Source organism: Streptomyces sp. NPDC058671 (genome assembly GCF_042716475.1).
Taxonomy (GTDB): domain Bacteria; phylum Actinomycetota; class Actinomycetes; order Streptomycetales; family Streptomycetaceae; genus Streptomyces.
Genome location: NZ_JBHXSA010000014.1, coordinates 52896 through 79505, shown reverse-complemented (window position 1 = coordinate 79505; position 26610 = coordinate 52896). Strand labels below are relative to the sequence as shown.

Genomic DNA, 26610 nt, shown 5'->3' with positions numbered 1-26610 from the left:
GCGACCCCCGGCGTGGGTCTCAACCGGCTGGGGGCTGCCTGTGGGGGCGACCCCCGGCGTGGGTCTCAACCGGCTGGGGGTTGCCCGTTGGAGCGGCCGCCGGCGTGGGGCTCAGCCGGTGAGGGCGCCCCGTGGGGGCGACTACTGTCGCCGGTCTCAGCCGGTGACGGCCGCCCGTGTGGGTGGCCCGGCGTGGGGCTCAGCCGCTGACGACGCCCGTCTGGATGGCCCCCCGTCGCCGGTCTCAGCCGGTGACGGCCGCCCGTGTGGGCGGTCCCCCTCGTGGGTCTCAGCCGGTGAGCGGTAGCGCCGCCAGTTCCGCCACGAGCCAGGTCAGCGGCAGGAAGACGGCCAGGAGGACGCCCGCGCGCAGCAGGGCCGCCGTGCGCAGGGCGGTCGGCGGGGCCCCGATGCGGAGGAGGGCCTCGGTGGTGTGGGCGCGGCGCTGCCGCGACTCCAGGGCCGCGGTCAGCAGGGTGGCCGTGGTGCAGGCCAGGATCAGCGCCGCGCCCAGGCCGGTGAGGGGGCCGAAGGCGCCGGAGCCGGTCTCGTGCAGGTTCGCCGCGGCGAGGGCGCCGGAGAGCACCGCGCTCACCACGCCGAGGGGCCGGCCGATACGGCGGGACTCGTCCATCAGGACGCGGCCCGCGAGCAGCCGGGTGGCGCCCGGCCGGACCCCCTGGAGGAGGCGTCCGCAGCCGTGGGTGATGCCGGGGCCCGCCATCGCGAGGCCGCAGGCGGTGAGGACCCAGCCGGCCAGGACGCCCGCCGGGTTTCCGTCGAAGCGGCCCGGCAGCGGGAGCCCGGCGCCGCCTCCGCCACGGCCCGCGTACGTCTCGACCGCCAGGCCGACCGCGATCAGGGCGACGCCCCACGGCAGTCCGGACGGCACCGGCTGCTCCGAGCCCTCCGGTTCGGCGGGCGCGGGGCGCGGCCGCAGCGCGAGGCCCGCGGCGGTGGCGGCGACGACGGGGACCACGGCGAGCAGGGTGAGGGCCGCGGCGAGCGGGATCGGCTGGCCGGCGGCGAGGAGTTCCGCGGCGGCCCCGTCGAAGGGCAGCCCCGTGATGTCGCCGCGCAGGTGCAGGTAGAACAGCAGCGCGACCATCGAGCCGAGCGTGCACGAGACGGCGGTCGAGGCGGCGGCGATCGCCGTGAGCCGTGCGGGGCCGAGGCCGACCGCCGAGAGCCCGGGCCGGGGACGGGTGCTGGGATCGGTACGGGCCACCGCGACGGCGAACTGGACGGTGGCGGCCAGCGGCAGGAGGCACCAGAGCAGCCGCAGGACGGACGCGGAGGAGCGCTCGGGATGCCCCACGGCGTACCCGAGGGTGCACAGCAGGAGGAAGCCCACCCCCGCCGCCGCGGCGGCGACGAGGAGTCGCCTGGTCAGGACGAGGGGGTGGGCCCCGCGGGCTAGACGGAGAGCGAGCACGCGGCGACGCCCTCCGCCCCTGACGCCGGGGGTACGGCGCCGACCCTGCGTCCGTCGAGCAGCGAGACCGTGCGGTCGGCGAGGGCGGCGACCTCACCGTCGTGGGTGGCCAGGAGCACGGTGATGTCGTGCGAGCGGGCGGCGGCCGTCAGGGTGCGCAGGAGCTGGGCGCCGTCGGCCCGGTGCAGGGTGGCGGTGGGTTCGTCGGCGAACAGCACCGAGGGGGTGGTGACCAGGGCGCGGGCGGTGGCGATCCGCTGGCGCTCGGGCCCGGTGAGGGCGTGCGGACGTTTGCGGGCGCAGGAGCCGATGTCGAGGCGCTCCAGCCATTCCAGGGCGGCGGTCTTCGCGGCCCGGTGGGAGACCCCGCGGAGCAGCAGGGGCAGGGCGGTGTTCTCCCAGCCGGTGAGTTCGGGGACGAGGCCCGGTTCGGGGTCGATCCAGCCGAAACGGTCGCGCCGGAGCCGCTCGCGGGCGGCAGGGCCCAGGGTGTGCACGGGGCTGCTGTTGAACCAGACCTCGCCCTGCTGGGCGAGGAGCTGGCCGGACAGACAGCGCATGAGCGTGGTCTTGCCGCTGCCGCGGGGGCCGACGAGGGCGAGGATCTCGCCTTCGCGGACGCCCAGGGAGACGCCGCTGAGCGCGTCCGTACCGCCCAGGGCGCAGTGCAGGGAACGCGCCCAGAGCACGTCGTTGTCCGGTGGGGCCATCGCGTACACCTCGATGTCGGATCCGATCTGTGTTCCCTCGTCCGGGGGAACGAAGAGACGGGCCTGTCGGTCACTGGCTCCGTGAGGATCCAGGGCACGGCCAGGGATGCACCGTAAGGATTCAGATCCGTTTGTACGGACAGCACACGGCCCGGGCCGCCGCCATCCACTCGGATGGAGGCACGCCCGGGCCGGGGGTCACGCCGTGAGGGCGGCGTGATGTTGAGGGGCCGTCACAGCTTGGTCCACGCCTCGGTGAGCACCGAGCGCAGGATGCCCTCGATCTCGTCGAAGGTGCCCTGGTCGGCGATCAGCGGCGGGGCCAGCTGGATGACCGGGTCGCCACGGTCGTCGGCACGGCAGTACAGGCCGTTCTCGAACAGGGCCTTGGAGAGGAAGCCGTACAGGACGCGCTCGGTCTCCTCGTCCGTGAAGGACTCCTTGGTGGCCTTGTCCTTGACGAGCTCGATGCCGTAGAAGAAGCCGTTGCCGCGGACGTCGCCGACGATCGGGAGGTCGTGCAGCTTCTTCAGGGTGTCGAAGAAGTTGCCCTCCTGGTCGAGGACGTGCTGGTTCAGGCCTTCCTTGTCGAAGATGTCGAGGTTGGCGATCGCGACCGCCGACGACACCGGGTGGCCACCGAAGGTGTAGCCGTGGAGGAAGGTGTTGTCGCCCTTGTAGAACGGCTCCGCGATGCGGTCGGAGACGATGCAGGCACCGATCGGGGAGTAGCCCGAGGTCATGCCCTTGGCGCAGGTGATCATGTCGGGCACGTAGCCGAACTTGTCACAGGCGAACATCGTGCCGAGGCGGCCGAAGGCGCAGATCGTCTCGTCGGAGACGAGCAGCACGTCGTACTGGTCGCAGATCTCGCGGACCCGCTGGAAGTACCCGGGCGGCGGCGGGAAGCAGCCGCCGGCGTTCTGCACCGGCTCGAGGAAGACGGCCGCGACGGTGTCGGCGCCCTCGAAGAGGATCTCCTGCTCGATCTGGTCGGCGGCCCAGCGGCCGAAGGCCTCGGGGTCGTCGCCGTAGATCGGGGCGCGGTAGATGTTGGTGTTCGGCACCTTGTGCGCGCCGGGGACCAGCGGCTCGAAGGGGGCCTTCAGGGCCGGCAGGCCGGTGATGGACAGGGCGCCCTGCGGGGTGCCGTGGTAGGCGACCGCACGCGAGATGACCTTGTACTTGGTGGGCTTGCCCTGCAGCTTGAAGTACTGCTTGGCGAGCTTCCAGGCGGTCTCGACGGCCTCGCCGCCACCGGTGGTGAAGAAGACCTTGTTCAGGTCACCCGGGGCGTAGTCGGCCAGACGCTCGGCGAGCTCGACGGCCTTGGGGTGCGCGTACGACCACACGGGGAAGAACGCGAGCTCCTTGGCCTGCTTGTACGCGACCTCGGCCAGCTCCTCGCGGCCGTGTCCGGCGTTGACGACGAACAGACCCGCGAGACCGTCGAGGTAGCGCTTGCCCTTGTCGTCGAAGATGTAGGTGCCCTCACCACGCACGATGGTGGGAACGGGCGAGTTCTCGTACGACGACATGCGGGTGAAGTGCATCCACAGGTGGTCGTAGGCGGTCTTGGAGAGGTCCTGGGTCACGGTTATCGGGTTCCCCACATATAGGTCTGCTTCTTGAGCTTGAGGTAGACGAAGCTCTCGGTGGAGCGCACGCCGGGGAGGGTGCGGATGCGCTTGTTGATCACATCCAGCAGGTGGTCGTCGTCCTCGCAGACGACCTCCACCATGAGGTCGAAGGAGCCCGCGGTCATCACCACGTACTCGCATTCGGCCATGGCTGTCAGGGCTTCCGCAACCGGATCAAGGTCACCCTCGACGTTGATGCCGACCATCGCCTGCCGTCGGAAACCCACGGTGAGCGGGTCGGTGACGGCGACGATCTGCATGACGCCCTGGTCGAGCAGCTTCTGGACGCGCTGCCGCACGGCGGCTTCGGAGAGGCCGACGGCCTTTCCTATCGCCGCGTAGGGACGGCGACCGTCCTCCTGGAGCTGTTCGATGATCGCCAGGGAGACGGCGTCGATCGTCGGGGACGAACCGGTTCCGGTTCTGGAGTCTGCGCTTCGACTGGCCACGGGTTCACTGTGCACCGAGATTGGCCGTCGTGCAACCCCAGAGCGATGTAATTCGTTGCGAGAGGCCCTCAATCTCACCGAATCCGAAGTTGCGGGGGGTCGGGGCTGTTGAAAGCGTCAGTCGAGCGACTAGGCTGAGGTGTCTCGCCCATCGGGACACCGCACAAGGACGTGCGACGACAGAACGTGACAGGAGGGGTGGCAAGTGACCACCGAGCTGCGCCGGCTGCGTAACTACATCAACGGGGAGTTCCGCGACGCGGCCGACGGCCGCACCATCGACGTGGTCAACCCGGCGACCGGCGAGGTGTACGCCACCTCCCCGCTCTCCGGACCGGCCGACGTCGACGCCGCCATGGAGGCCGCCGCGGCCGCCTTCCCCGCCTGGCGTGACAGCACCCCGGCCGAGCGCCAGAGGGTACTGCTCAAGATCGCGGACGCCTTCGAGGAGCGCGCCGAGGACCTGATCGCCGCCGAGGTCCAGAACACGGGCAAGCCGATCGCCCTCACCGCGAGTGAGGAGATCCCGCCGATGGTGGACCAGATCCGCTTCTTCGCGGGTGCCGCCCGTCTGCTCGAAGGCCGCTCGGCCGGCGAGTACATGGAGGGCATGACCTCGATCGTCCGCCGCGAGCCCGTGGGCGTCTGCGCCCAGGTCGCGCCCTGGAACTACCCGATGATGATGGCCGTGTGGAAGTTCGCCCCGGCTCTCGCCGCGGGCAACACGGTCGTCCTGAAGCCCTCGGACACGACGCCCGCGTCGACCGTCCTGATGGCCGAGATCATCGGCCAGATCGTTCCCAAGGGCGTCTTCAACGTCGTCTGCGGCGACCGTGAGACGGGCAAGGCCATGGTCGAGCACCCGATCCCGGCGATGGCCTCCATCACCGGCTCCGTGCGCGCCGGCATGCAGGTCGCCGAGTCGGCGGCCAAGGACGTCAAGCGCGTCCACCTGGAGCTGGGCGGCAAGGCCCCGGTCCTCGTCTTCGAGGACACCGACATCGACAAGGCCGTCGAGGACATCTCCGTCGCGGGCTTCTTCAACGCCGGCCAGGACTGCACGGCCGCCACCCGCGTCCTCGTGCACGAGTCCATCCACGACGACTTCGTCACCGCCCTCGCCAAGGCCGCCGCCGCGACGAAGACCGGACAGCCGGACGACGAGGACGTGCTCTACGGCCCGCTGAACAACGCGAACCAGCTCAAGCAGGTCACCGGCTTCATCGAGCGCCTCCCGGCGCACGCCAAGGTCCAGGCCGGCGGACACCGCGTCGGCGACAAGGGCTACTTCTACGCCCCGACCGTCGTCTCCGGCCTCAACCAGGACGACGAGATCGTCCAGAACGAGGTCTTCGGCCCGGTCATCACCGTCCAGTCCTTCACGGACGAGGCCCAGGCCCTGGAGTTCGCGAACGGCGTCGAGTACGCCCTCGCCTCCTCCGTCTGGACCAAGGACCACGCGCGCGCGATGCGCATGTCCAAGGCGCTCGACTTCGGCTGCGTGTGGATCAACACCCACATCCCGCTGGTCGCCGAGATGCCCCACGGCGGCTACAAGAAGTCCGGCTACGGCAAGGACCTCTCCGCCTACGGCTTCGAGGACTACACGCGCATCAAGCACGTCATGACCTCCCTCGGCTGATCCCTCCGGCTCGGAGACCGCGGCCCCGGCACCCTGATCGACAGGGTGTCGGGGCCGCGGTCCTCCGCTCGACGGACCGTCCATTGCCGCAGGTGGCGGCGGGCCGGGATGCTGCTCGGGTGAGAGCGACAGCCAGGAAGAACATGTCCCGCCGGTCCCTGCTGCGCGGCATCGGCGGTGCAGGCGCCGCGGGCCTGCTCCCCGGATGCGGGGTCCCCGCCGCGTACGTCGACGAGGGCGACCGGGCCGGCCGTGACCTCTCCGCACGCGACCGTACGCTCGACTTCGCCAACTGGCCGCTCTACATCGACACCGATGACGACGACACGTCGAAGCGCCCCACCCTGAACGGCTTCCGCGCGCGCACCGGGATCTCCGTCCGCTACACGGAGGAGATCAACGACAACGACGAGTTCTTCGGCAAGATCGGCCCGGCCCTGATGAACCACCAGGAGACCGGACGGGACCTGATCGTCGTCAGCGACTGGATGGCCGCGCGCTTCGTGCGCCTCGGCTGGGCCCAGGAGATGGACCGCGCCGCGCAGCCGAACGTCGCCGCCCACCTCGATCCGCAGCTGCGCCTCCCCGCCTTCGACCGGGGCCGGGTGCACAGCGTCCCCTGGCAGTCCGGGATCACCGGCATCGCGTACAACCGGAGGAGGCTCGGCAGGGAACTGCGCTCGACCAGGGACCTGTGGGCCGACGACCTGCGCGGCAAGGTGACGCTGCTCTCCGGGCTCGACGAGTCCTTCGCGCTGCTCATGCTGGGCAACGGAGTCGACGTCACCCGGTGGACCGGTGACGACTTCCACGCCCTGTGCGAGCAGATCGAGAGGCTCGTCCGCACGAAGCACATCCGCCGCTTCACCGGCAACGACTACATCAAGGACCTGTCCACCGGCGACGTGCTGGCCTGCCAGGCGTACTCCGGCGACGTCATCCAGCTCCGGGCCGACAACCCGGACATCGAGTTCGTCGTCCCCGAGGAGGGCGCCGAACTGTGGGCGGAGTCCCTGCTGATCCCCAACCTCGCCCGGCACAAGACCAACGCCGAGAAGCTCGTCGACTACTACTACGAGCCCGAGGTCGCCGCCGAACTCGCCGCCTGGGTCAACTACGTCTGCCCCGTCCCCGCCGCCCAGACCGTCCTCGCCGACTCCGGCGACGAGGACCTCGCGGCCCTGGCCGAGGACCCGCTGATCTTCCCGGACACCGCCATGCGGGGCAGGCTCGCGATCGCCCGTGACATCACCTCCGAGGAGCGGCAGGCCTTCGCGAAGAGGTGGAACGCCCTCGTCGGGCTCTAAGGCCTGGCCTGACCCGTGACATCCCCCTGGTCCGGCATGCCGTACGCCGCCACCATCACGTCCAGCGCGGTCGGGTTCATGTCCTGGCCCTTCGCGTCGGTGGAGTTGACGCTGTAGACGAGGGTGCGGGCGCCGTCGCGGGTCGAGGCGACGGCCGTGTTGTAGCCCCAGCGGCCGCCCGTCTTGCCCCACACCTCGCGTCCACCGAGCCGTTTCATCGACAGGCCGGCGGAGAACGCGGCCGGCCGGCCCGACCGCGCGTCCGGGACCTTCGGCAGCGTGAACATCTCCTCCAGGAGAGGCCCGCGCACCACCCGGCCCGCGAACAGGGCCCGCGTGAACCGTTCCAGGTCGGCGGTGGTCGACACGAGGTCGCCGGCCGCCCAGCCGTCCGTCGCCCGCCACACCGAGACGTCCCGCAGCCCGGTCGTGCCGTCGTCGAGGCGCATCGTCTGGTAGCCGTGGTTGTACGGACCGGTGATCCCGGCGGCCGTGCCCGGCAGATAGGTGTCCCGCAGGCCGAGCGGGCGCAGGACGCGGCGCTCCACCTGACGCTCGAACGAGTCGCCCGTCACCCGCTCCACGATCAGGCCGGCGACCGTGTACCCGATGTTGAGGTAGTGCTGACGGGTGCCCGGCCGGAACTCGCGCGGCTTGGCCGTCGCCGAGCGGACCATCCCCTTCGGCGTGTGGACGTCGAAGCGGTGCGCGTACCACTCCTCCACGGTCTCGCCCGGGAAGTCGGGGGCCGGGATGCCGTGGGTGTGGTTCAGGAGCTGGCGTACGGTCACCCGGGCGTAGCCGCCGGGGATCAGCTCCGGCAGGTAGGAGCGGGCCGTGCGGTCCAGGTCGATCCGGCCCTCGGAGGCGAGCTGGAGGACGGTCGCCGCCGTGAACACCTTCGTCACCGAACCGGCCCGGAAGCGGGCGTCGGGGTCCGCCGGGGCATGCGTCTCCAGGTCGTGGACACCCGAACTGCCCTGCCATGAGCCCTCGGTGCCGCTGATCCGGACGAGCGCGGCAGTGGCGTCGGCGCGGGGGAGACCCGCGATGGCGGCGCTCATCCTGGCCGCCAGGTCCGGATTGGGCGCCTGGAAGGCGGCCTGTACCCCCGGGGTTCGCGCGAAGGATGGAGTGATGGCCGGTCCGGCGGCGACGCCCAGGACCAGGGCGGCGGCGAGCAGCGTGCGGGTGGACGTCCTCATGGTCAACTCCGGTGGTGTGAGCCGTCGTTCTCGACAGCTCCATCCTGCTGACCAGGGAGGACCGGTGGATCGCCCGCACCGGCGGTCTTCGGCGGGCCAGTTCCTCCCCGGCGCGGGGGAGGGGCTCAGGGTCCGCCTCCCCCGGGCGGGGGAGAGCCGGGCAGGGGGGACCCGAGCGGCGGTGACCCCGCCGCGACCAGGCCCGTCTCGTAGGCCCAGATCACCGCCTGGATCCGGTCGCGCAGGCCCAGCTTGGCGAGGACGTTCCCCACGTGCGTCTTCACCGTGTGGTCGCTGACCACGAGCTCCGCCGCGATCTCCGCGTTGGAGAGACCCCGCGCGAGCAGCAGCAGCGTCTCCCGCTCCCGGCCCGTCAGCACGCCGAGCCGCGGGTCCTGGCCGGGTGCCGTCCGGCGCGGGCCGCCCGCCGTGTACTGCTCCACGAGCCGCCGCGCCACGGACGGCGCGAGCAGCGAGTCGCCCGCCGCCACCACCCGTACCGCGTGCACCAGGTCGTCCCGCCGGACGTCCTTCAGGAGAAAGCCGCTCGCGCCCGCGTGCAGCGCCTCGTACACGTAGGCGTCGGTGTCGAAGGTCGTCAGCATCACCGTCCGGCAGCCGGTCTCCGCGCTGATCACCCGGCAGGCCTCGATGCCGTCGGTCCGGGGCATCCGGATGTCGAGCAGCGCCACGTCGGGCGCCAGCCGGCGCACCGCCTCGACGGCTTCCGCCCCGTCCCCGGCCTCCGCCACCACCTCGATGTCCGGCTGCGCGTCCAAAATCATCGCGAAGCCGCTGCGGACCAGTTCCTGGTCGTCCGCGAGCACCACCCGGATCGTCATGGCCCCACCTCCGCCGTGGAGGGTACGGGGAGCCGGACCCGCACCTCGAACCCGCGGCCGCCGGGTCCCGGGCCGCTCGTGGCGGTCCCGCCGTGGGCGGCGGCCCGCTCCCGGATGCCGAGGAGACCGTGACCGCCGGCATCGCCCCGCGGGCCGCCGCCGTCGTCGGTCACGGTGACGCACAGGACACCGTCCGCCCGGGAGAGCCGTACCTCCGCCGTGCGGGCGTCCGCGTGCTTGACGACGTTCGTCAGCGCCTCCTGCACGATCCGGTAGACGCTCGCCCTGACCGCGGCGGGCAGGGCGGCCCGCACCCCGCCCTCCGTCGTGTACGTGACGGCCAGGCCGCTGCTCCTGACCCGCTCCACCAGGCCGGGGAGCGCGGCGAGGTCCGGCTGCGGCTCCCGGGGCGCGGCGGGCTCGGAGCCCTCGCGCAGCAGCCCCAGCATCTGGCGCAGCTGGTTCATCGCCTCGCGGCCCGTCTCCGAGATCGCGTCGAACGCGGCCTCGGCGCGCTCCGGCGCCGCCCGTACCGCCACCGGTCCCGCCTCCGCCTGCACGATCATCAGGCTCACCGCGTGCGACAGGATGTCGTGCATCTCCCGTGCGATCCTGGCCCGTTCACGGGCGGCGGCCCGCTCGGCGTCGATCCGGTGGGCGCGTTGGCGGGCGTCCTGGAGCCGCCCGAAGACATAGGCGGCGGCGAACACGAAGAGGGAGAAGGTCAGTTCACGGGCCGACCGCGTGTTGAGCCATACCGAGGCCGGCACCGCGACGACCAGGAGCCCCGCCGTCACCAGGCGCTTCCAGGGCGGTGAGAGCAGGGCGACCGTGTAGACGCTGACGAGCCCGGTGTACGGCAGCGGCTGCCCCGGTCCCTCCAGGGCCACCTTGTACAGCGCGCTCGCCACCATGATCGCGAGCAGCACGGCGACGGGTGCGCGCCGCCGCCAGACCAGGGGCACCACGGTCAGCGTCGTGAGCCCGTACGCGGCCCACGTCGCCGGTTCGAGGCCCGGCGGGCGCGGCACGACGAACGGCATCGTCATCGCCGCCTGGACGAGCAGCGCGATCCCGAGGTCCACCGCCCACGGGTTCGCCGCGCCCCAGGTCCGCGCCCGCTCCCAGCGGACGCGCGCGTGCCCCCGTACGCCCATTACGGCTTGCGGCCCACCGCGCCGAACTGGGCGACGGCGGCGCCCGTCTCCGCGGAGGCGGGACGCCAGCGGGCGCAGGAGACGATGCCGGGCTCCAGGACGTCGAGACCGTCCAGGAAGGACGCGAACTCGGCACGGCTGCGGGCGGTGATCGGCGGGGTCGCGTTCTCGTTCCAGAAGGCCATCGCGGCCTCGTTGCCCTCGCCGCCGAGCTCCGGCTCCAGGGTGGGATGCGTCAGCACCAGGTAGCTGCCCGACGGGACGGCGCCCATCAGGGTCCGCACGATCGACCGGGCCTCGTCGGTGTCCAGGACGAAGTTGAGGATGCCGAGCATCATCACGGCGACCGGCCGGGAGAGGTCGAGCGTCGCACCGGCCGCCGCCAGGATCTCCTCCGGGTCGTGCGCGTCGGCGTCGACGTACTCGGTGACCCCCCGCGGCGCGCTCGTCAGGAGCGCGCGGGCGTGGGTGAGGACGATCGGGTCGTTGTCGACGTAGACGATCCGGGCGTCGGGGGCGACCCGCTGGGCGACCTCGTGGGTGTTGTCGGCGGTCGGCAGGCCCGTACCGATGTCGAGGAACTGGCGCACGCCCGCGTCGGCGGCCAGGTGCGTCACCGCGCGCCCGAGGAACGCCCGGTCCGCGCGGGCCACTTCGCCGATGCTCGGGTAGAAGCCGGTGACCTGGTCGCCGACCGCGCGGTCCACCGGGTAGTTGTCCTTGCCGCCCAGCCAGTAGTTCCACACGCGGGCGTTGTGGGCGATGTCGGTCCGGATCCGGTCGTTCACGCGCGGGCCTTTCGCAGGACGTCGGTGAGGGTGCCGACCCGGTTCGTGGTGACGGAGTCGACCCCGTTCATGATCAGCTTACGCATGGTGCGGGCCGTGTCCGCCGTCCAGGCAGAGAGGAGCATCCCGTCCCGGTGCACCCGCTCGGTCAGCTCCCGACTCACCAGACCGAAGCGGTAGTTGAGCCAGCGCGGCCGTACCGCGTCGAGCAGGACCGGGCGGGGCGGGGCGAGCGAGGTCCAGGTCAGGGCGATCTCCGCGGCCGGGTCGGCGGCGCGCACCTGGAGCATGGCGACGGCCCCGGCGCAGTAGTACACCCGCTCCCCGGCGCCGCACTCGCGTACCGTCCCCACGACGGTACGGACCGAGGACTCGTCGCCGCCCGGGAGGTCCAGCATCAGACGCCGGTCCCCCGCGGTCAGCAGAGCCTCGCGCAGGGTCGGCACCCCGCCGTACGTCAGCTCGCGGACCTGCTCGTACGAGAGCGAGGCGAGGGGACGGTCGTGGCGCCACAGCCGCTTCAGCGTGTCGTCGTGGAGGAGGACGGGCACCCGGTCCTTCGTCAGCCGGACGTCCACCTCGACCGCGTCCGCGCCCCGCTCGACGGCCGAGCCGATCGAGCGGAGCGTGTTCTCACGGACGCGGTACGGGTCGCCGCGGTGGCCCACGACGGTGACGCGCCTCCCGGCGGCGTCCCGGAAGGCGGTCAGATCCCTGGCGGTGTCGGAGTCCATGGACCCATTCTCGCCGTCGCCCGCCCGGGAGCCAGTCGTCAGCGCGTCAGCCAGCCGTCGGTGTACGTGTCGATCTCGGCGGCGATCCGCGCCTTGCCGGCCGGGTCGAGGAACGAGGCCTCCACCGCGTTCTTCGCGAGGGCGGCGACACCGCGCTCGTCGAGACCCAGGAGGCGGGCGGCGACCGCGTACTCGCTGTTGAGGTCGGTGCCGAACATCGGCGGGTCGTCGCTGTTGACGGTGACCAGCACCCCGGCCTCCACCATCCGCCGGATCGGGTGCTCGTCCAGGGTGGCGACGGCACGCGTGGCGATGTTCGAGGTCGGGCAGACCTCCAGGGCGATGCGGTGCTCCGCCAGGTACGCGAGGAGCTCCGGGTCCTGGACCGAGCTGGTGCCGTGGCCGATGCGCTCGGCGCCCAGGTCGACGATCGCGTCCCAGACCGTCCGGGGTCCCGTCGTCTCGCCCGCGTGCGGCACGGAGTGCAGACCGGCCGCCCGCGCCAGGTCGAAGTACGGCTTGAACTGGGGGCGCGGCACGCCGATCTCCGGGCCGCCGAGGCCGAAGGAGACCAGGCCCTCGGGGCGCAGCCCGTCGGTCGTGGCGAGGCGGGCGGTCTCCTCGGCGGAGACCAGCCCGGCCTCGCCCGGGATGTCGAAGCACCAGCGCAGGACGGTGCCGAACTCGGCCTCCGCGGACTTGCGGGCGTCCTCGATCGCCGCCATGAAGGCGCGCTCGTCGATGCCCCGCCGGGTGGAGGAGTAGGGGGTGATGGTCAGCTCGGCGTACCGGATGTTCTGCCGGGCCATGTCACGGGCGATCTCGAAGGTGAGGAGCCGGACGTCCTCCGGGGTGCGGACCAGGTCGACGACCGACAGGTAGACGTCGATGAAGTGCGCGAAGTCGGTGAACGTGAAGTAGTCGGCCAGCGCCTCCGGGTCGGTGGGGACCTTGGAGTCGGGGTGCCGCGCCGCCAGCTCGGCGACGATGCGGGGCGAGGCGGATCCCACGTGGTGGACGTGCAGCTCGGCCTTGGGCAGACCCGCGATGAAGGGATGGAGGTCGGTCATCACCTCATCGTAGGCCGGGCGGTTCACTCCCCGGGGTGAGGTCGTAGCATGGCGGGACCATGATGGGGGAGGCCCATGTCTGACAACCGAGACCAGTCGCGGGACGGGTACGACCCGGCGGACCCGTGGGCTCCGCCGAACCGTGACGGGGTGGAACTGAGCAAGCCGGCGACGCCGTCGCCCTCGCCGGTGCACGACCAGCAGACCGTCACGTCCATGCCGCTGACGCCCGATCCGGGCGCGGTGCCGCCGCCGCCGGTCGCCCCCGGCGGCCCCGCGGCCACCCCGGGCGCGTACGGCTACCCGGCGGCGGACACGTCCGGCGGGTACGGCTACCCGGCGGCACCGACCCCGCCGGTGACCGCAGCGTCGTCCGGGTACGGCTATCCCGGATACCCGTCGCCGTCGCCCTACGCCGGCGGCTATCCCGGTCAGCCCGGCTACCCGCAGTCGCCGTCCAACGGCATGGGGACGACGTCGATGGTGCTCGGCATCATCTCCGTGGCGGGCTTCTGCATGTACGGCCTCGGAGTCGTCCTCGGCATCCTGGCGTTGATCTTCGGTGTCATCGGTCTGAAGAAGGCCGCCCGGGGCGAGGCGACCAACCGGGGCATGGCCCTCGCCGGTGTCATCCTCGGCGCGATCGGCACCCTGGTCAGCGCCGTCTTCCTGGGCTTCATCATCTGGGCGATCACCCAGGACTCCTCGTCCTTCGACGACTCCGGGTACGACGAGGACCCGTTCGCGTCGAGCCTGGTGGTCGAGAGCGGCCGCTGAGGCCGTACGCGCGTGTGAGAGGGCCCCGCACCGGTCGTGAGTGAGGTGCGGGGCCTTCGCGCGTCGCGCGCGCGGGGCCTTCTCCCGCCTCACACCGGCGCGGCCCTCTCGCGGCTCACGCTCCCCGCAGCCGCTCCCGCGCCTCCATGAGGGCGAAGCCCAGGAGGTTCAGGCCGCGCCACCGGACGGGGTCGTGGGCGCCGGGGTCGTCGGCCGTGAGGCCGATCCCCCAGATCCGGTCCACCGGGCTGGCTTCCACGAGGACGCGGGTCCCCGTGCCCAGGAGGTACGCGCGCAGGGCCTCGTTCGACGAGAACTTGTGGACGCTGCCCTCCACGACGATCCCGAAGCGCTCGCGGTCCCACACCGCTCCGTCGAAGTCCCGCACCAGCCGCCCGGCCTTCTTGGCCTCGGCGGGGGTGGGGGCGTACAGCGCCGCCCGCTCGGCGTCGGCGTCCCCGAAGAGGCGCGCCTTGGCGGCCATCATCCAGTGCTCCGCCGTCGCGTAGGAGACGCCGTCGACCACGAAGCGTGCGGGCCACCACTGGCTCAGACAGCTCGCGGAGAGCCGTCCATCGGGGTGCGGGCGGTGGCCCCAGAAGTGCAGCCACTTCACCTTGTCACCCCTGTTGACCTGCTGTGTCAGCTCCTCGATCGTCCTCATGCATGCGAGTCTGACAGCCGCCACGGACACTCCGTACGGAGATATTCGGGGCGCCTCGACACATGGTCGACCGATTCCGTCGCGTAACCAAAAGGCAACAACGGAATCCCTTGTTGGTGTGCCATCACTCTGTCAGGATCGGCACTCAAATCGAGCTGGGACAACGGAGAGCGTCATGGGCAACCGCTTCCAGGTGACGGACCGCTTCGCGGACGGCGCACAGTACGTCGGCGGTCGGCTCCGTGCCGGAACGTCCGATCAGGAACATCACGTGATCGATCCGGCGACCGGGGAGAGCGTGTACACGTACACCCTCGCCTCCACCGCCGACGTCGACGAGGCCGTCGCCGCCGCCAAGGCCGCGTTCCCCGGCTGGGCGGGCGCCACCCCCGGCGAGCGCTCCGACGCGCTGCACCGCTTCGCCGCCGTCCTCGCCGAACGGGCCGAGGACTTCGCCCGCGTGGAGTCCCTCCAGTGCGGCAAGCCCCTCAAGCTCACCACCGAGTTCGACGTGCCCGGCACCGTCGACAACACCGCCTTCTTCGCGGGGGCCGCGCGCCACCTCCAGGGCCAGTCGGCCGGAGAGTACAGCGGCGACCACACCTCGTACATCCGGCGCGAACCGATCGGTGTCGTCGGCTCCATCGCCCCCTGGAACTACCCGCTCCAGATGGCCGCCTGGAAGATCCTCCCGGCGATCGCCGCCGGCAACACGATCGTCCTGAAACCCGCCGAGCTCACCCCGCTGACCTCCCTGATGTTCGCGCAGGCCGCGACGGAGGCCGGCGTCCCCGACGGCGTCATCAACATCGTCAACGGCGCGGGCCGGACCGTCGGCGAACACCTCGTCGGCCACCCCGACGTCGTCATGACCTCCTTCACCGGCTCCACCCCCGTCGGCAAGCGGGTCGCGGAGATCGCCACCGCGACCGTGAAGCGCCTCCACCTCGAACTGGGCGGCAAGGCCCCGTTCGTCGTCTTCGACGACGCCGACCTGGAGGCCGTCGCCCACGGCGCCGTCGCCGCCTCCCTCATCAACAGCGGCCAGGACTGCACCGCCGCCACCCGCGCGTACGTCCAGCGCCCGCTCTTCGACGCCTTCGTCGCCCGGGTCGCCGAGCTGATGGAGACCGTCCGTCTCGGGGACCCCTTCGACCCCGCGACCGACCTCGGCCCGCTCGTCAGCCACCGCCACCGCGACAGCGTCGCCGCCTTCGTCGAGCGCGCCCGCGGTTACGCCACCGTCGTCACCGGCGGCGAAGCCCCCGGCGGGGACCTCAAGGAGGGTGCGTACTATCGTCCGACCCTGATCACCGGAGCCGCGCAGGACAGCGAGGTCGTGCAGTCGGAGATCTTCGGTCCGGTCCTGGTGGCACTGCCCTTCGACAGCGACGACGAGGGCATCGGGCTCGCCAACGACACCCCCTACGGCCTGGCCGCCTCGGCCTGGAGCCGTGACGTCTACCGGGCCGGCCGCGCCACCCGGGAGATCAAGGCCGGGTGCGTCTGGGTCAACGACCACATTCCGATCATCAGCGAGATGCCCCACGGCGGCACCAAGGCCTCGGGGTACGGAAAGGACATGTCGGCGTACTCCTTCGAGGAGTACACGCAGGTCAAGCACGTGATGTTCGACAACACGGCGGTCGCCGCGAAGGACTGGCACCGCACGATCTTCGGGGACCGATAAGCATTCGACCTGCGGCTACCGCCGCGTGGTCCGCCGCCCGACCAGCGGCCCACACCATCCCGAAAGGGCACAGCGCATGGAGCAGTACGAGCCCGACAGCCTGTCCGCCGCGCAGACGGCGGCGATACAGCGCAGCCTGACCAGTGGCCGGGGAGCCCTCAGCCGCCGTTCGATGCTGCGCGCGGGCGGCGTCGGCGCCCTCACGATCGGCGGCCTCGCGTCCCTGAGCGCCTGTGGCATCCCGCCGGCCAAACGGGAGGGCCAGGGCCCCGCCTCCACCGACGTGTCGGCCAAGGAGAAGAGCCTCGCCTTCTCGAACTGGACCGAGTACATGGACGTCAGCGAGGACGAGAAGGGCCGCCCCACCCTGGAGGCCTTCACGAAGCGCACCGGGATCAAGGTCAAGTACACCGAGGACATCAACGACAACGTCGAGTTCTTCGGCAAGATCAAGCCGCAGCTCGCGGCCGGCCAGGACACCGGCCGTGACCTCATATGCGTCACCGACTGGCTCGCCGCCCGCATGATCCGGCTCGGCTGGGCGCAGAAGCTCGACCCGGCGAACCTGCCCCACGCGTACGCCAACCTCTCCAGCCAGTTCCGCCGCCCCGACTGGGACCCGGGCCGGTCCTACTCGTACCCGTGGACCGGTATCTCCACCGTCATCGCGTACAACGCGAAGGCCACCGGCGGGAAGAAGGTCGAGTCGGTCACCCAGCTCCTCGACGACCCCTCCCTGAAGGGCCGGGTCGGCTTCCTCACCGAGATGCGCGACACCGTCGGCATGACCCTGCTCGACATGGGCAAGGACCCGGGGAACTTCACCGACGCCGACTACGACGCGGCGATCGGACGCCTCCAGAAGGGCGTCGACAAGAAGCAGATCCGCCGCTTCACCGGCAACGACTACACCTCCGACCTGGACAAGGGCGATCTCGCCGCCTGTCTCGCCTGGGCCGGTGACGTCATCCAGCTCCAGGCGGACAACCCGGACATCAAGTTCGCCATCCCGTCCGCCGGTTACATCACCTCCAGCGACAACCTGCTCGTCCCCGCCCAGGCCCGGCACAAGACGAACGCCGAGAAGCTCATCGACTACTACTACGAGCTTCCCGTCGCCGCCCAGCTCGCCGCGTACATCAACTACGTCTGTCCCGTCGACGGGGTGAAGGACGAGCTCGCCGAGATCGACCCCGAACTCGCGAACAACACGCTGATCCTCCCGGACAAGGCCATGGCCGAGAAGTCGCGCGCCTTCCGCTCGCTCACCAGCGCGGAGGAGACGGCGTACGAGGAGAAGTTCGCCAAGCTCATCGGCGCCTGAGGCCCACGTCGTCCACCTCTCTCACTCCCCTGGGACCACAACCCATGACTGACAAGACTGCTCACACTGGAAAGAACACGGGCGGCGGCGACGTCCGTCTCACCGGGATCAGCAAGACGTACGGCTCCTTCACCGCCGTCCACCCGCTCGACCTGACCGTCCCGCAGGGCTCCTTCTTCGCCCTCCTGGGCGCCTCCGGCTGCGGCAAGACCACCACGCTGCGCATGATCGCCGGCCTGGAGGACCCCAGCACCGGCACCGTCTTCCTCGGCGACACGGACGTCACCGACCTCCCGCCGTACAAGCGGCCGGTCAACACCGTCTTCCAGTCCTACGCGCTCTTCCCGCACATGGACATCAGCGAGAACATCGCCTTCGGACTGCGCCGCCGCGGCATCAAGTCGGTGAAGAAGCAGGTCGACGACATGCTGGAGCTCGTCCAGCTCGGCGACAAGGCCCACCACAAGCCGCACCAGCTCTCCGGCGGCCAGCAGCAGCGCGTCGCCGTGGCCCGCGCGCTCATCAACCACCCGCAGGTGCTGCTCCTCGACGAGCCGCTCGGCGCCCTCGACCTCAAGCTGCGCCGCCAGATGCAGTTGGAGCTCAAGCGCATCCAGACCGAGGTCGGCATCACCTTCGTGCACGTCACCCACGACCAGGAGGAGGCCATGACGATGGCCGACCAGGTCGCGGTGATGAACGGCGGCCGCGTCGAGCAGCTCGGCGCCCCCGCCGACCTGTACGAGAACCCGAGGACCACCTTCGTCGCCAACTTCCTCGGCACCTCGAACCTCATCGAGGCCGAGGTCCTGGAGACGGGCGCAGACGTCCTCGTCACCGCGGGCGGCGGCAGGCTCCGGGTGCCCGGCGACCGCTGTACCTCCGCCGTCCGCCAGGGCGGCCGGCTGCTCGTGGGCGTCCGCCCCGAGAAGATCTCGCTCGCGCACGCCGACGACGCCGGTTCCATAGCCGACGGCCGCAACCGGGTCACCGGCCGGATCGTCGACTCCTCGTTCATCGGCGTCTCCACCCAGTACGTGGTGAACTCGCCCGCGGGCGCCGAGCTCCAGGTCTACGAGCAGAACATCGAGCGCGACACGAGGCTCGTCCCCGGCGCCGAGGTCGTCCTGCACTGGAACCCGGCGCACACCTTCGGTCTGGACGCGACGCAAGACATCGACGCGGGCGTGGAGACGGTGGGGGACGCCGGATGAGCGCCCCGACTCTCGCGAAAGAGGCGCCGGCCCCGGTCGAGGAACCGGTCCTGCGCAAGCCGCCCACCCGCAAGCGGCTCGTCCCCTACTGGCTGCTGCTGCCCGGCATCATCTGGCTGCTCGTCTTCTTCGCGCTGCCGATGGTCTACCAGGCCTCGACCTCGGTCCAGACCGGTTCCCTGGAGAAGGGCTTCGAGGTCACCTGGCACTTCCCGACCTACTGGAACGCCTTCCAGGAGTACTGGCCGCAGTTCGTCCGCTCCCTGCTCTACGCCGGGACCGCGACCCTGCTCTGTCTGCTGCTCGGCTACCCGCTGGCGTATCTGATCGCCTTCAAGGCCGGGCGCTGGCGCAATCTGCTCCTCGTCCTCGTCATCGCGCCCTTCTTCACCAGCTTCCTGATCCGCACGCTGGCCTGGAAGACGATCCTCGCCGACGACAGCCTCGTCGTCGACGCGCTGAACGCCCTCCACGTCCTCGACGTGACCAGCTGGATCGGCTGGACCGAGGGCGACCGCGTGCTCGCCACCCCGATGGCGGTCGTGTGCGGCCTCACGTACAACTTCCTGCCCTTCATGATCCTGCCCCTCTACACCTCCCTGGAGCGGATCGACGGGCGGCTGCACGAGGCCGCGCGGGACCTGTACGCCTCTCCGGCGACCACCTTCCGCAAGGTGACCTTCCCGCTGTCGATGCCCGGCGTCGTCTCCGGCACCCTGCTCACCTTCATCCCGGCGAGCGGCGACTACGTCAACGCCGAACTGCTCGGCTCCACCGACACCAAGATGGTCGGCAACGTCATCCAGTCGCAGTTCCTGCGGGTCCTCGACTACCCGACGGCCGCGGCGCTCTCCTTCATCCTCATGGCGATCGTGCTGGCCATGGTCACCGTCTACATCCGCCGAGCCGGAACGGAGGATCTGGTCTGATGCGCTGGATACGACGCAACCTCGTCGTCATCGCGGGCCTGCTGACGCTCGCGTACATGATCCTGCCGAACCTCGTCGTGATGGCGTTCTCCTTCAACAAGCCGAAGGGGCGCTTCAACTACTCCTGGCAGGAGTTCTCCCTCGACGCCTGGAAGGACCCCTGCGGCGTCGCCGACATGTGCGAGTCGCTGTCGCTCTCGCTCCAGCTCGCCGCCTGGGCCACCGTCGGCGCCGTCGTCCTCGGCTCGATGATCGCCTTCGCGCTGGTCCGCTACCGTTTCCGGGCGCGCGGCGCGATCAACTCGCTGATCTTCCTGCCCATGGCGATGCCCGAGGTCGTCATGGCCGCCTCGCTGCTCACCCTCTTCCTCAACATGGGGATCGAGCTGGGCTTCTGGACGGTCCTCATCGCCCACATCATGTTCTGTCTGTCGTTCGTCGTGACGGCGGTCAAGGCCCGGGTCATGTCCATGGACCCGCGGCTCGAGGAAGCCGCGCGCGATCTCTACGCGGGCCCCGCGCAGACCTTCCTGCGCGTCACCCTGCCGATCGCCGCGCCCGGCATCGCCGCCGGCGCCCTGCTCGCCTTCGCGCTGTCGTTCGACGACTTCATCATCACCAACTTCAACGCGGGCTCCACCGTCACCTTCCCCATGTTCGTCTGGGGCTCGGCGCAGCGTGGCACCCCCGTGCAGATCAACGTCATCGGCTCCGCGATGTTCGTCCTCGCGGTACTGGTGGTCGTGGCCGGGCAAATCATTACGAACCGGCGCAAGAAAACAGCAACGGCCTGAGCAATAGGCAGCTCAGGCACCGAAGGAGTTGGAAACCATGGCCCCAGTCGCCATGCGTCTCGCTGCACGATCACTCTCCGACGCCCAGCCCGTCCCCTTCTGGCTGGAAGATCCCGGCAAGCCCGGCGCCCTGCCCGCCCTCACCGGCACCGAGAAGTGCGATCTCCTCGTCGTCGGCGGTGGCTACAGCGGACTGTGGACCGCGCTCCTCGCCAAGGAGCGCGACCCCGCCAGGGACGTCGTCCTGATCGAAGGCCGCGAGGTGGGCTGGGCCGCCTCGGGCCGCAACGGAGGCTTCTGCGCCGCCTCCCTCACGCACGGCTTCGGCAACGGGCTCGCCCGCTGGCCGGGCGAGCTGCCGAAGCTGGAGGAGCTCGGTGAGCGCAACCTCGACGCCATCGAGGAGGCGGTCGCCCGCTACTCCCTCGACTGCGACTTCGAGCGCACCGGCGAGATCGACGTCGCCACCGAGCCGTACCAGGTCGAGGAGCTGACCGAGGTCTACGAGGAGATCGACCGGCTCGGTCTCGCGGCCGGCATCGAGCTCCTCGACCGGGACGCCGTCCGCGCCGAGGTCGACTCGCCGACCTTCCTCGGCGGCATCTGGGACCGCCGGGGCGTCGCCATGCTGAACCCGGCCAAGCTCGCCTGGGGCCTCAAGCGGGCCTGCCTCGACCTGGGTGTACGGATCTTCGAGAACACCCCCGGGCTGGAACTGGTCTCCACCGGCGCCGGCATGGGTGTCCGCACCCCGTACGGCCGGGTCGTCGCCCGCCGGGTCGCGCTCGGCACCAACGTCTTCCCCTCGCTGGTCAAACGCGTCCGCCCGTACACCGTCCCGGTCTACGACTACGCCTTGATGACCGAGCCGCTCAGCCCCGAGCAGCTAGCCTCCGTCGGCTGGAGGAACCGGCAGGGCCTCGGCGACTCCGCCAACCAGTTCCACTACTTCCGGATCACCGCCGACAACCGGATCCTGTGGGGCGGCTACGACGCGGTCTACCCCTTCGGCGGCAAGCTCGACGCCGAGAGGGACCACCGCCCGGAGACCTACCTCAAGCTGGCCGAGCACTTCTTCCGCTGCTTCCCGCAGCTGGAGGGACTGCGTTTCAGCCACGCCTGGGGCGGCGCGATCGACACCTGCACCCGCTTCTCGGCCTTCTTCGGGACGGCGTACCAGGGCAAGGTGGCGTACGCGGCCGGGTTCACCGGCCTGGGCGTCGGCGCCACCCGCTTCGGCGGGGACGTGATGCTCGACCTGCTCGCGGGGGAGCGCACCGAGCGCACCGACCTCGAGATGGTCCGCTCCAAGCCGCTGCCGTTCCCGCCGGAGCCGATCGCCTGGGCCGGCATCGGCATCACCAAGTGGTCGATGGCGCGCGCCGACGAGCACGGCGGGCGGCGGAACCTGTGGCTGAAGGCCATGGACCGGATGGGTCTGGGCTTCGACAGCTGACCTCACCTGTGATGCACGTCACAACTGATGAGTAGCTGAAACCGCGTAAGAGAACCCGTCCGAAGCGCTCTCTCCGTACGGACACCGTGTCCACACGGAAGGAGATCGTCGCGATGACTGGTACGGGGGCCTCGGGCGCGAGGAGCGCGGTGGAGTGGCTGGTCTCGGTCGCACCGGATCCCGACGCCTGCCGGTGGGAGTGGGAGCGCAACCCGCACGGGGTCGCGTTGCTGCCCGCCGGCAGGCGTTGGGACGTCCTGATCCTGCCGTCGGAGCTCGGCTATCCGACGCTCGACGTGCTGAGTCGTCTGGTGGGCCGGGCCGGCCCGGTGCTCGCCGACTTCGGTGACGCCCGGATGGGCTTCTTCGTCCCGCCGGGCACCGCCACCCGCTGGCTCGGCAGCGGGGTGCGCGGCGCGGGCGCCGGGACCTGGATCGTCGTCCCGTACCCGGGGCGGGTGACGGGCGCGGTGCGCTGGGTGGTGGCCCCGGACGGCGCGGGCACCCTCACCGACGCGGCCCTCCTCGAACTGGCGATGCACGAGGCGGCGGGGCGGCTGGCCAGGGGGGAGGGCGGTCCCGGCGGAGGGTGAGCGGAGCCGAGGGCGGTACGGGGTTCGACCGCCTCGACGGTAAGCGCGGAGGTGCCATCCGGGCAGAGGTCTTGACCAGTTGATTGGTCTGGACCATGCTGTGGCGCGCTCGCACCTCGATTCCCCCATTCCCGGAGGCAGTTGTGGACCGCGCCAGACCTCTCACCCTGCTCCTCGCGGGGGCCCTCGCCGTCGGCGGACTCGCCGCGCTCACCCCCGCCGCCCAGGCCGCCGACACCGAACTCGCCCGCAACGGCGGCTTCGAGGCCGGCCTCGACGGCTGGAGCTGCACGGCGGGCAGCGGCGCCGCCGTCCCCTCGCCCGTACGCAGCGGCACGAAGGCGCTCCAGGCCACCCCGGCCGGCAGCGACAACGCCAAGTGCTCGCAGACCGTCACCGTGCAGCCCCGGTCCACCTACACGCTCAGCGGCTGGGTCCGCGGCAGCTACGTCTACCTCGGCGCCTCCGGTACGGGCACCACCGACGTCTCCACCTGGACGGGCTCCGCCCCCGACTGGCAGCGGCTCGCGACCACGTTCACGACGGGCGCCTCCACCACCTCGGTCACGATCTACACCCACGGCTGGTACGGCACCCCCGCCTACCAGGCCGACGACCTGTCCCTGTTCGGCCCCGGCGGCGACCCGGTGCAGCTCCCGGCCGCCCCCACCGGTCTCGCGGCGGGCTCCCCGACGTCCAGCTCCGTGCCGCTCACCTGGACCGCGGTCCCCGGCGCCACCTCGTACCACGTGTACCGGGGTGCCACCCGGGTCCAGACGGTGACCGGCACCTCGGCCACCGTCACCGGACTCACCCCCTCCACCGCGTACAGCTTCCAGGTCAGCGCCGCCAACGGCGCCGGCGAGTCCGTGAAGTCGGCCGCCGTGAGCGCGACCACGACCAGCGGCGGCGGGGGCGGCAATCCCGGCCTCCCCGCGCACGCCCTCGTCGGCTACCTCCACGCCAGCTTCGCCAACGGCTCCGGCTACACCCGGATGGCCGACGTCCCCGCCTCCTGGGACGTCATCAACCTCTCCTTCGGCGAACCGACCTCCGTGACCTCCGGCGACATCCGCTTCAGCCTCTGCCCGGCGACGGAGTGCCCGAACGTGGAATCGCTCGCGGACTTCAAGGCCGCGATCAAGGCCAAGCAGGCCGCGGGCAAGAAGGTCCTCATCTCCATCGGCGGCCAGAACGGCCAGGTCCAGCTCTCCACCACCGCCGCCCGCGACACCTTCGTCTCCTCCGTCTCGAAGATCATCGACGAGTACGGCCTCGACGGCCTCGACATCGACTTCGAGGGCCACTCCCTGTCGCTCCAGACCGGCGACACCGACTTCCGGAACCCGACGAGCCCGGTCGTCGTCCACCTGATCCAGGCCGTCAAGACCCTCAAGGCGAAATACGGTTCCGGCTTCGTCCTGACGATGGCCCCGGAGACCTTCTTCGTCCAGCTCGGCTACCAGTACTACGGCTCGGGCCCCTGGGGCGGACAGGACCCCCGCGCGGGCGCCTACCTCCCGGTCATCCACGCCCTGCGCGACGACCTGACCCTGCTGCACGTCCAGGACTACAACTCGGGCCCGATCATGGGCCTGGACAACCAGTACCACTCGATGGGCGGCGCCGACTTCCACATCGCGATGACCGACATGCTCCTCACCGGCTTCCCCGTCGCCGGGAACACCGACCGCTTCTTCCCGGCCCTGCGCGCCGACCAGGTCGCGATCGGCCTCCCCGCCTCCACCCAGGCGGGCAACGGCCACACGCCCCCGGCCGAGGTGAACAAGGCCCTGAACTGCCTCACGAAGAAGACCGACTGCGGCTCGTACCAGACCCACGGCACCTGGCCCGCGCTGCGCGGCCTGATGACCTGGTCGATCAACTGGGACCGCTACAACCAGTGGCAGTTCTCGCAGAACTTCGACGCGTACCGCTGGAGCTGACGGCCAGGATCAGCAGCGACAGGCAGAGACTGGCCAGCACGTCCAGCGGCCAGTGGTAGCCCCGCAGGACCAGTCCGGTCCCCGTCAGAGCCGTCAGCGCGGCGGCGACGGGGACCAGACGGTTCGAGACGAGGAAGGCCGCGCCGAAGTAGGCGACGGCGGCCGTGGCCGTGTGGCCCGACGGGTAGTAGCCCTCGGCCCACGGCTCCAGGGGGCCGGGCCGGGCCGTCCACTCCTTCAGCGGGATCACCAGGAGCGGGACCGCGGCCATCGCGAGGCCCGCGTACAGGACGGCGGCGCGGCGGCCGCGCCACAGCGCGTACGCCATGGCGCAGAGGAGGACGGGCAGGGCCACGGTCATGTTGCCGAGGTCGGCGCCGAGTTCGGAGAGGCGCCGGGGAACCGTGTCCACCAGGGCCCGGGACACCCGCTCGTCGAGCCTGGCCAAGGGGCCGTGGACGAGCACCTGCCAGGTCACGACGGCGAGGGCGACGAGCGCCGAGAAGAGAGTCGGCCGCCCTGGAACAGGGGGGGTGGTTCCAGGGCGGCCGAGGAGATCGGGCTGCCGCGCGCCCCGGGGGGTGTGGGGCGGGCGGCCGTCCGATCGGTGAGGAGTTCCGGAACACGAGGCCCCGGGGGCGTGCGCGACGGCACGGTGTGGGCGGGGCTGGGGAGGCTCCGCCCGGGGTGTTTCTCTCATCTGCGGAAACCGTACGCCAGACACGAGGGGACCGACAGCGGGAAACGCATCCCGCCATCGGCCCCCCACAGAGTCTTCACACGGCGTGTCAGATCTGGGCGAACGCGTTCTCGATGATGTCGAGGCCCTCGTTCAGCAGGTCCTCGCCGATGACCAGCGGCGGGAGGAAGCGCAGCACGTTGCCGTAGGTGCCACAGGTCAGGACCAGCACGCCCTCGGCGTGGCAGGCCTTCGCGAGCGCGCCCGCGGCCTCCGGGTTCGGCTCCTTGGTCGCGCGGTCCTTGACCAGCTCGATGGCGATCATGGCGCCGCGGCCACGGATGTCACCGATGGCGTCGAACTTCTCGGCCATCGCGGCCAGACGCGCCTTCATGACCTCCTCGATGCGCCGCGCCCTGGCGTTGAGGTCGAGCTCCTTCATCGTCTCGATGGAGCCGAGCGCACCTGCGCAGGCCACCGGGTTGCCGCCGTAGGTGCCGCCGAGACCGCCGCCGTGGACGGAGTCCATGATCTCGGCGCGGCCGGTGACGGCGGCGAGCGGCAGACCGCCCGCGATGCCCTTGGCGGTGGTGATGAGGTCCGGGACGATGCCCTCGTCCTCGCACGCGAACCACTGGCCGGTGCGGCAGAAGCCGGACTGGATCTCGTCGGCGACGAAGACGATGCCGTTGTCGTTGGCGAACTTCACCAGCGCCGGCAGGAAGCCCTTGGCCGGCTCGATGAAGCCGCCCTCGCCGAGGACCGGCTCGATGATGATCGCGGCGACGTTGTCGGCGCCGATCTGCTTGGTGATGTTGTCGATCGCCTGGGCGGCGGCCTCGGGACCGCAGTTCTCCGGGCCGGTGGGCCAGCGGTAGCCGTAGGCCACCGGCACGCGGTAGACCTCGGGCGCGAACGGCCCGAAGCCCTGCTTGTACGGCATGTTCTTCGAGGTCAGCGCCATCGTGAGGTTCGTACGGCCGTGGTAGCCGTGGTCGAAGACGACGACGGCCTGGCGCTTGGTGTACGAGCGGGCGATCTTGACCGCGTTCTCGACGGCCTCGGCGCCCGAGTTGAACAGCGCGGACTTCTTGGCGTGGTCGCCCGGGGTCAGCTCGGCGAGCGCCTCGCAGACCTCCACATAACCCTCGTACGGCGTCACCATGAAACAGGTGTGGGTGAAGTCCTGGAGCTGCGCGGAGGCGCGGCGCACGACGGCCTCGGCGGACGCGCCGACCGAGGTCACCGCGATGCCGGAGCCGAAGTCGATCAGACGGTTGCCGTCGACGTCCTCGATGATGCCGCCGCCGGCCCGCTTGGTGAAGACGGGGAGCGTGGAGCCGACGCCACCGGCGACCGTGTCGAGACGGCGGGCCTGAAGCTCCTGCGACTTCGGACCGGGGATGGCGGTGACGACGCGCCGCTCCTGCGGGACAGCGTTCATGCGGGGCTCCTGGGGGGTGTTCTGGACGCACTTGCGGGTTTCCTCCGCAGGCTAGGCGCGGGGGAGTGGTGGAGGCATGCGCCGATCGGGAGTGTTGGGGGCGTGTCGTTGTCCGCGATGG

Annotated in this window: 24 protein-coding genes; 11 read left to right on the top strand and 13 right to left on the bottom strand. The window is 71.0% G+C overall.

The window, feature by feature from the left end:
- Positions 1-289: 289 nt before the first annotated feature.
- From ACFWV2_RS18970 to ACFWV2_RS18955, 4 genes are all read right to left on the bottom strand, one after another.
- On the bottom strand, positions 290-1435 hold the full coding sequence (locus tag ACFWV2_RS18970; RefSeq protein ID WP_384406167.1) for a hypothetical protein: 1146 nt from the start codon (positions 1433-1435) through the stop codon (positions 290-292).
- Positions 1417-2145 (bottom strand): ABC transporter ATP-binding protein, encoded by a 729-nt coding sequence (locus ACFWV2_RS18965; protein ID WP_384406166.1) that lies wholly within the window; start codon positions 2143-2145, stop codon positions 1417-1419. The genes ACFWV2_RS18970 and ACFWV2_RS18965 overlap by 19 nt, the downstream gene beginning before the upstream one ends.
- Positions 2146-2378: 233 nt before the next feature.
- A complete protein-coding gene (locus ACFWV2_RS18960) occupies positions 2379-3758 on the bottom strand; it encodes an aspartate aminotransferase family protein (protein WP_360794462.1) in 1380 nt (459 codons plus the stop codon).
- Positions 3743-4249, bottom strand: a complete 507-nt coding sequence (locus ACFWV2_RS18955; RefSeq protein ID WP_360794460.1) for an Lrp/AsnC family transcriptional regulator — start codon at positions 4247-4249, stop codon at positions 3743-3745. Before ACFWV2_RS18955 ends, ACFWV2_RS18960 begins: the two co-directional genes overlap by 16 nt.
- Positions 4250-4439: 190 nt before the next feature.
- On the opposite strand from ACFWV2_RS18955, the gene ACFWV2_RS18950 reads away from it, so the two are divergent.
- The gene (locus ACFWV2_RS18950; RefSeq protein WP_384406165.1) at positions 4440-5876 is read left to right on the top strand and encodes a gamma-aminobutyraldehyde dehydrogenase; all 1437 of its coding nucleotides are present in this window, start codon (positions 4440-4442) and stop codon (positions 5874-5876) included.
- 143 nt (positions 5877-6019) lie between these two features.
- The gene (locus ACFWV2_RS18945; RefSeq protein ID WP_384406164.1) at positions 6020-7183 is read left to right on the top strand and encodes a spermidine/putrescine ABC transporter substrate-binding protein; all 1164 of its coding nucleotides are present in this window, start codon (positions 6020-6022) and stop codon (positions 7181-7183) included.
- Here the strand turns inward: ACFWV2_RS18945 and ACFWV2_RS18940 are convergent.
- The 6 genes from ACFWV2_RS18940 to ACFWV2_RS18915 form a co-directional block, all read right to left on the bottom strand.
- On the bottom strand, positions 7180-8388 hold the full coding sequence (locus tag ACFWV2_RS18940; RefSeq protein WP_384406163.1) for a serine hydrolase domain-containing protein: 1209 nt from the start codon (positions 8386-8388) through the stop codon (positions 7180-7182). The two genes, ACFWV2_RS18945 and ACFWV2_RS18940, sit on opposite strands and share 4 nt — an antisense overlap.
- 125 nt (positions 8389-8513) lie before the next feature.
- On the bottom strand, positions 8514-9230 hold the full coding sequence (locus ACFWV2_RS18935; protein ID WP_384406162.1) for a response regulator: 717 nt from the start codon (positions 9228-9230) through the stop codon (positions 8514-8516).
- On the bottom strand, positions 9227-10387 hold the full coding sequence (locus ACFWV2_RS18930) for a sensor histidine kinase (protein ID WP_384406161.1): 1161 nt from the start codon (positions 10385-10387) through the stop codon (positions 9227-9229). The genes ACFWV2_RS18935 and ACFWV2_RS18930 overlap by 4 nt, the downstream gene beginning before the upstream one ends.
- A complete protein-coding gene (locus ACFWV2_RS18925; protein WP_384406160.1) occupies positions 10387-11175 on the bottom strand; it encodes an SAM-dependent methyltransferase in 789 nt (262 codons plus the stop codon). The genes ACFWV2_RS18930 and ACFWV2_RS18925 overlap by 1 nt, the downstream gene beginning before the upstream one ends.
- Entirely contained in the window at positions 11172-11909 is a 738-nt protein-coding gene (locus tag ACFWV2_RS18920) for a glycerophosphodiester phosphodiesterase (protein ID WP_384406159.1), read from the bottom strand. The genes ACFWV2_RS18925 and ACFWV2_RS18920 overlap by 4 nt, the downstream gene beginning before the upstream one ends.
- A gap of 38 nt (positions 11910-11947) precedes the next feature.
- The gene (locus ACFWV2_RS18915; RefSeq protein WP_384406158.1) at positions 11948-12979 is read right to left on the bottom strand and encodes an adenosine deaminase; all 1032 of its coding nucleotides are present in this window, start codon (positions 12977-12979) and stop codon (positions 11948-11950) included.
- Between the two features lie 75 nt (positions 12980-13054).
- On the opposite strand from ACFWV2_RS18915, the gene ACFWV2_RS18910 reads away from it, so the two are divergent.
- Positions 13055-13756 carry a DUF4190 domain-containing protein gene (locus tag ACFWV2_RS18910; RefSeq protein ID WP_384406157.1) on the top strand — a complete coding sequence of 234 codons (702 nt, stop codon included), beginning with the start codon at positions 13055-13057 and terminating at the stop codon, positions 13754-13756.
- Positions 13757-13871: 115 nt separating this feature from the next.
- Here ACFWV2_RS18910 and ACFWV2_RS18905 read toward each other — a convergent pair whose 3' ends face one another.
- A complete protein-coding gene (locus ACFWV2_RS18905; RefSeq protein ID WP_384406156.1) occupies positions 13872-14420 on the bottom strand; it encodes an NADAR family protein in 549 nt (182 codons plus the stop codon).
- Positions 14421-14595: 175 nt separating this feature from the next.
- On the opposite strand from ACFWV2_RS18905, the gene ACFWV2_RS18900 reads away from it, so the two are divergent.
- The 8 genes from ACFWV2_RS18900 to ACFWV2_RS18865 all read left to right on the top strand — a co-directional run bounded on the left by ACFWV2_RS18900 (position 14596) and on the right by ACFWV2_RS18865 (position 24366).
- Complete coding sequence (locus tag ACFWV2_RS18900) at positions 14596-16110, top strand: gamma-aminobutyraldehyde dehydrogenase (RefSeq protein ID WP_384406155.1); 1515 nt, start codon at positions 14596-14598, stop codon at positions 16108-16110.
- A 76-nt stretch (positions 16111-16186) separates the two neighbouring features.
- A complete protein-coding gene (locus ACFWV2_RS18895) occupies positions 16187-17434 on the top strand; it encodes a PotD/PotF family extracellular solute-binding protein (RefSeq protein ID WP_384406154.1) in 1248 nt (415 codons plus the stop codon).
- 44 nt (positions 17435-17478) lie between these two features.
- A complete protein-coding gene (locus ACFWV2_RS18890) occupies positions 17479-18648 on the top strand; it encodes an ABC transporter ATP-binding protein (RefSeq protein WP_384406153.1) in 1170 nt (389 codons plus the stop codon).
- On the top strand, positions 18645-19577 hold the full coding sequence (locus tag ACFWV2_RS18885; RefSeq protein ID WP_384406152.1) for an ABC transporter permease: 933 nt from the start codon (positions 18645-18647) through the stop codon (positions 19575-19577). The genes ACFWV2_RS18890 and ACFWV2_RS18885 overlap by 4 nt, the downstream gene beginning before the upstream one ends.
- On the top strand, positions 19577-20371 hold the full coding sequence (locus tag ACFWV2_RS18880) for an ABC transporter permease (protein ID WP_384406151.1): 795 nt from the start codon (positions 19577-19579) through the stop codon (positions 20369-20371). Before ACFWV2_RS18885 ends, ACFWV2_RS18880 begins: the two co-directional genes overlap by 1 nt.
- A gap of 37 nt (positions 20372-20408) precedes the next feature.
- Complete coding sequence (locus tag ACFWV2_RS18875; RefSeq protein ID WP_384406150.1) at positions 20409-21827, top strand: NAD(P)/FAD-dependent oxidoreductase; 1419 nt, start codon at positions 20409-20411, stop codon at positions 21825-21827.
- Between the two features lie 113 nt (positions 21828-21940).
- Positions 21941-22420 (top strand): hypothetical protein, encoded by a 480-nt coding sequence (locus tag ACFWV2_RS18870; RefSeq protein ID WP_384406149.1) that lies wholly within the window; start codon positions 21941-21943, stop codon positions 22418-22420.
- A 143-nt stretch (positions 22421-22563) separates the two neighbouring features.
- Positions 22564-24366 carry a chitinase gene (locus ACFWV2_RS18865; RefSeq protein ID WP_384406148.1) on the top strand — a complete coding sequence of 601 codons (1803 nt, stop codon included), beginning with the start codon at positions 22564-22566 and terminating at the stop codon, positions 24364-24366.
- On the opposite strand, the gene ACFWV2_RS18860 is transcribed toward ACFWV2_RS18865, so the two are convergent.
- Positions 24302-25066, bottom strand: a complete 765-nt coding sequence (locus ACFWV2_RS18860; protein ID WP_384406147.1) for a phosphatase PAP2 family protein — start codon at positions 25064-25066, stop codon at positions 24302-24304. The genes ACFWV2_RS18865 and ACFWV2_RS18860 overlap by 65 nt on opposite strands.
- 88 nt (positions 25067-25154) lie before the next feature.
- Positions 25155-26489 carry a 4-aminobutyrate--2-oxoglutarate transaminase gene (gene gabT / locus ACFWV2_RS18855; protein WP_384406146.1) on the bottom strand — a complete coding sequence of 445 codons (1335 nt, stop codon included), beginning with the start codon at positions 26487-26489 and terminating at the stop codon, positions 25155-25157.
- Between the last annotated feature and the right edge of the window lie 121 nt (positions 26490-26610).

Coding starts and splice junctions, on each gene's coding strand:
- ACFWV2_RS18860 (WP_384406147.1), bottom strand. CDS start 25,066: ATGAGAGAAACACCCCGGGCGGAGCCTCCCCAGCCCCGCCCACACCGT.
- ACFWV2_RS18875 (WP_384406150.1), top strand. CDS start 20,409: ATGGCCCCAGTCGCCATGCGTCTCGCTGCACGATCACTCTCCGACGCC.
- ACFWV2_RS18935 (WP_384406162.1), bottom strand. CDS start 9,230: ATGACGATCCGGGTGGTGCTCGCGGACGACCAGGAACTGGTCCGCAGC.
- gabT (WP_384406146.1), bottom strand. CDS start 26,489: ATGAACGCTGTCCCGCAGGAGCGGCGCGTCGTCACCGCCATCCCCGGT.
- ACFWV2_RS18915 (WP_384406158.1), bottom strand. CDS start 12,979: ATGACCGACCTCCATCCCTTCATCGCGGGTCTGCCCAAGGCCGAGCTG.
- ACFWV2_RS18870 (WP_384406149.1), top strand. CDS start 21,941: ATGACTGGTACGGGGGCCTCGGGCGCGAGGAGCGCGGTGGAGTGGCTG.
- ACFWV2_RS18965 (WP_384406166.1), bottom strand. CDS start 2,145: ATGGCCCCACCGGACAACGACGTGCTCTGGGCGCGTTCCCTGCACTGC.
- ACFWV2_RS18920 (WP_384406159.1), bottom strand. CDS start 11,909: ATGGACTCCGACACCGCCAGGGATCTGACCGCCTTCCGGGACGCCGCC.
- ACFWV2_RS18940 (WP_384406163.1), bottom strand. CDS start 8,388: ATGAGGACGTCCACCCGCACGCTGCTCGCCGCCGCCCTGGTCCTGGGC.
- ACFWV2_RS18885 (WP_384406152.1), top strand. CDS start 18,645: ATGAGCGCCCCGACTCTCGCGAAAGAGGCGCCGGCCCCGGTCGAGGAA.
- ACFWV2_RS18930 (WP_384406161.1), bottom strand. CDS start 10,387: ATGGGCGTACGGGGGCACGCGCGCGTCCGCTGGGAGCGGGCGCGGACC.
- ACFWV2_RS18895 (WP_384406154.1), top strand. CDS start 16,187: ATGGAGCAGTACGAGCCCGACAGCCTGTCCGCCGCGCAGACGGCGGCG.
- ACFWV2_RS18945 (WP_384406164.1), top strand. CDS start 6,020: ATGTCCCGCCGGTCCCTGCTGCGCGGCATCGGCGGTGCAGGCGCCGCG.
- ACFWV2_RS18910 (WP_384406157.1), top strand. CDS start 13,055: ATGTCTGACAACCGAGACCAGTCGCGGGACGGGTACGACCCGGCGGAC.
- ACFWV2_RS18890 (WP_384406153.1), top strand. CDS start 17,479: ATGACTGACAAGACTGCTCACACTGGAAAGAACACGGGCGGCGGCGAC.
- ACFWV2_RS18900 (WP_384406155.1), top strand. CDS start 14,596: ATGGGCAACCGCTTCCAGGTGACGGACCGCTTCGCGGACGGCGCACAG.
- ACFWV2_RS18905 (WP_384406156.1), bottom strand. CDS start 14,420: ATGAGGACGATCGAGGAGCTGACACAGCAGGTCAACAGGGGTGACAAG.
- ACFWV2_RS18880 (WP_384406151.1), top strand. CDS start 19,577: ATGCGCTGGATACGACGCAACCTCGTCGTCATCGCGGGCCTGCTGACG.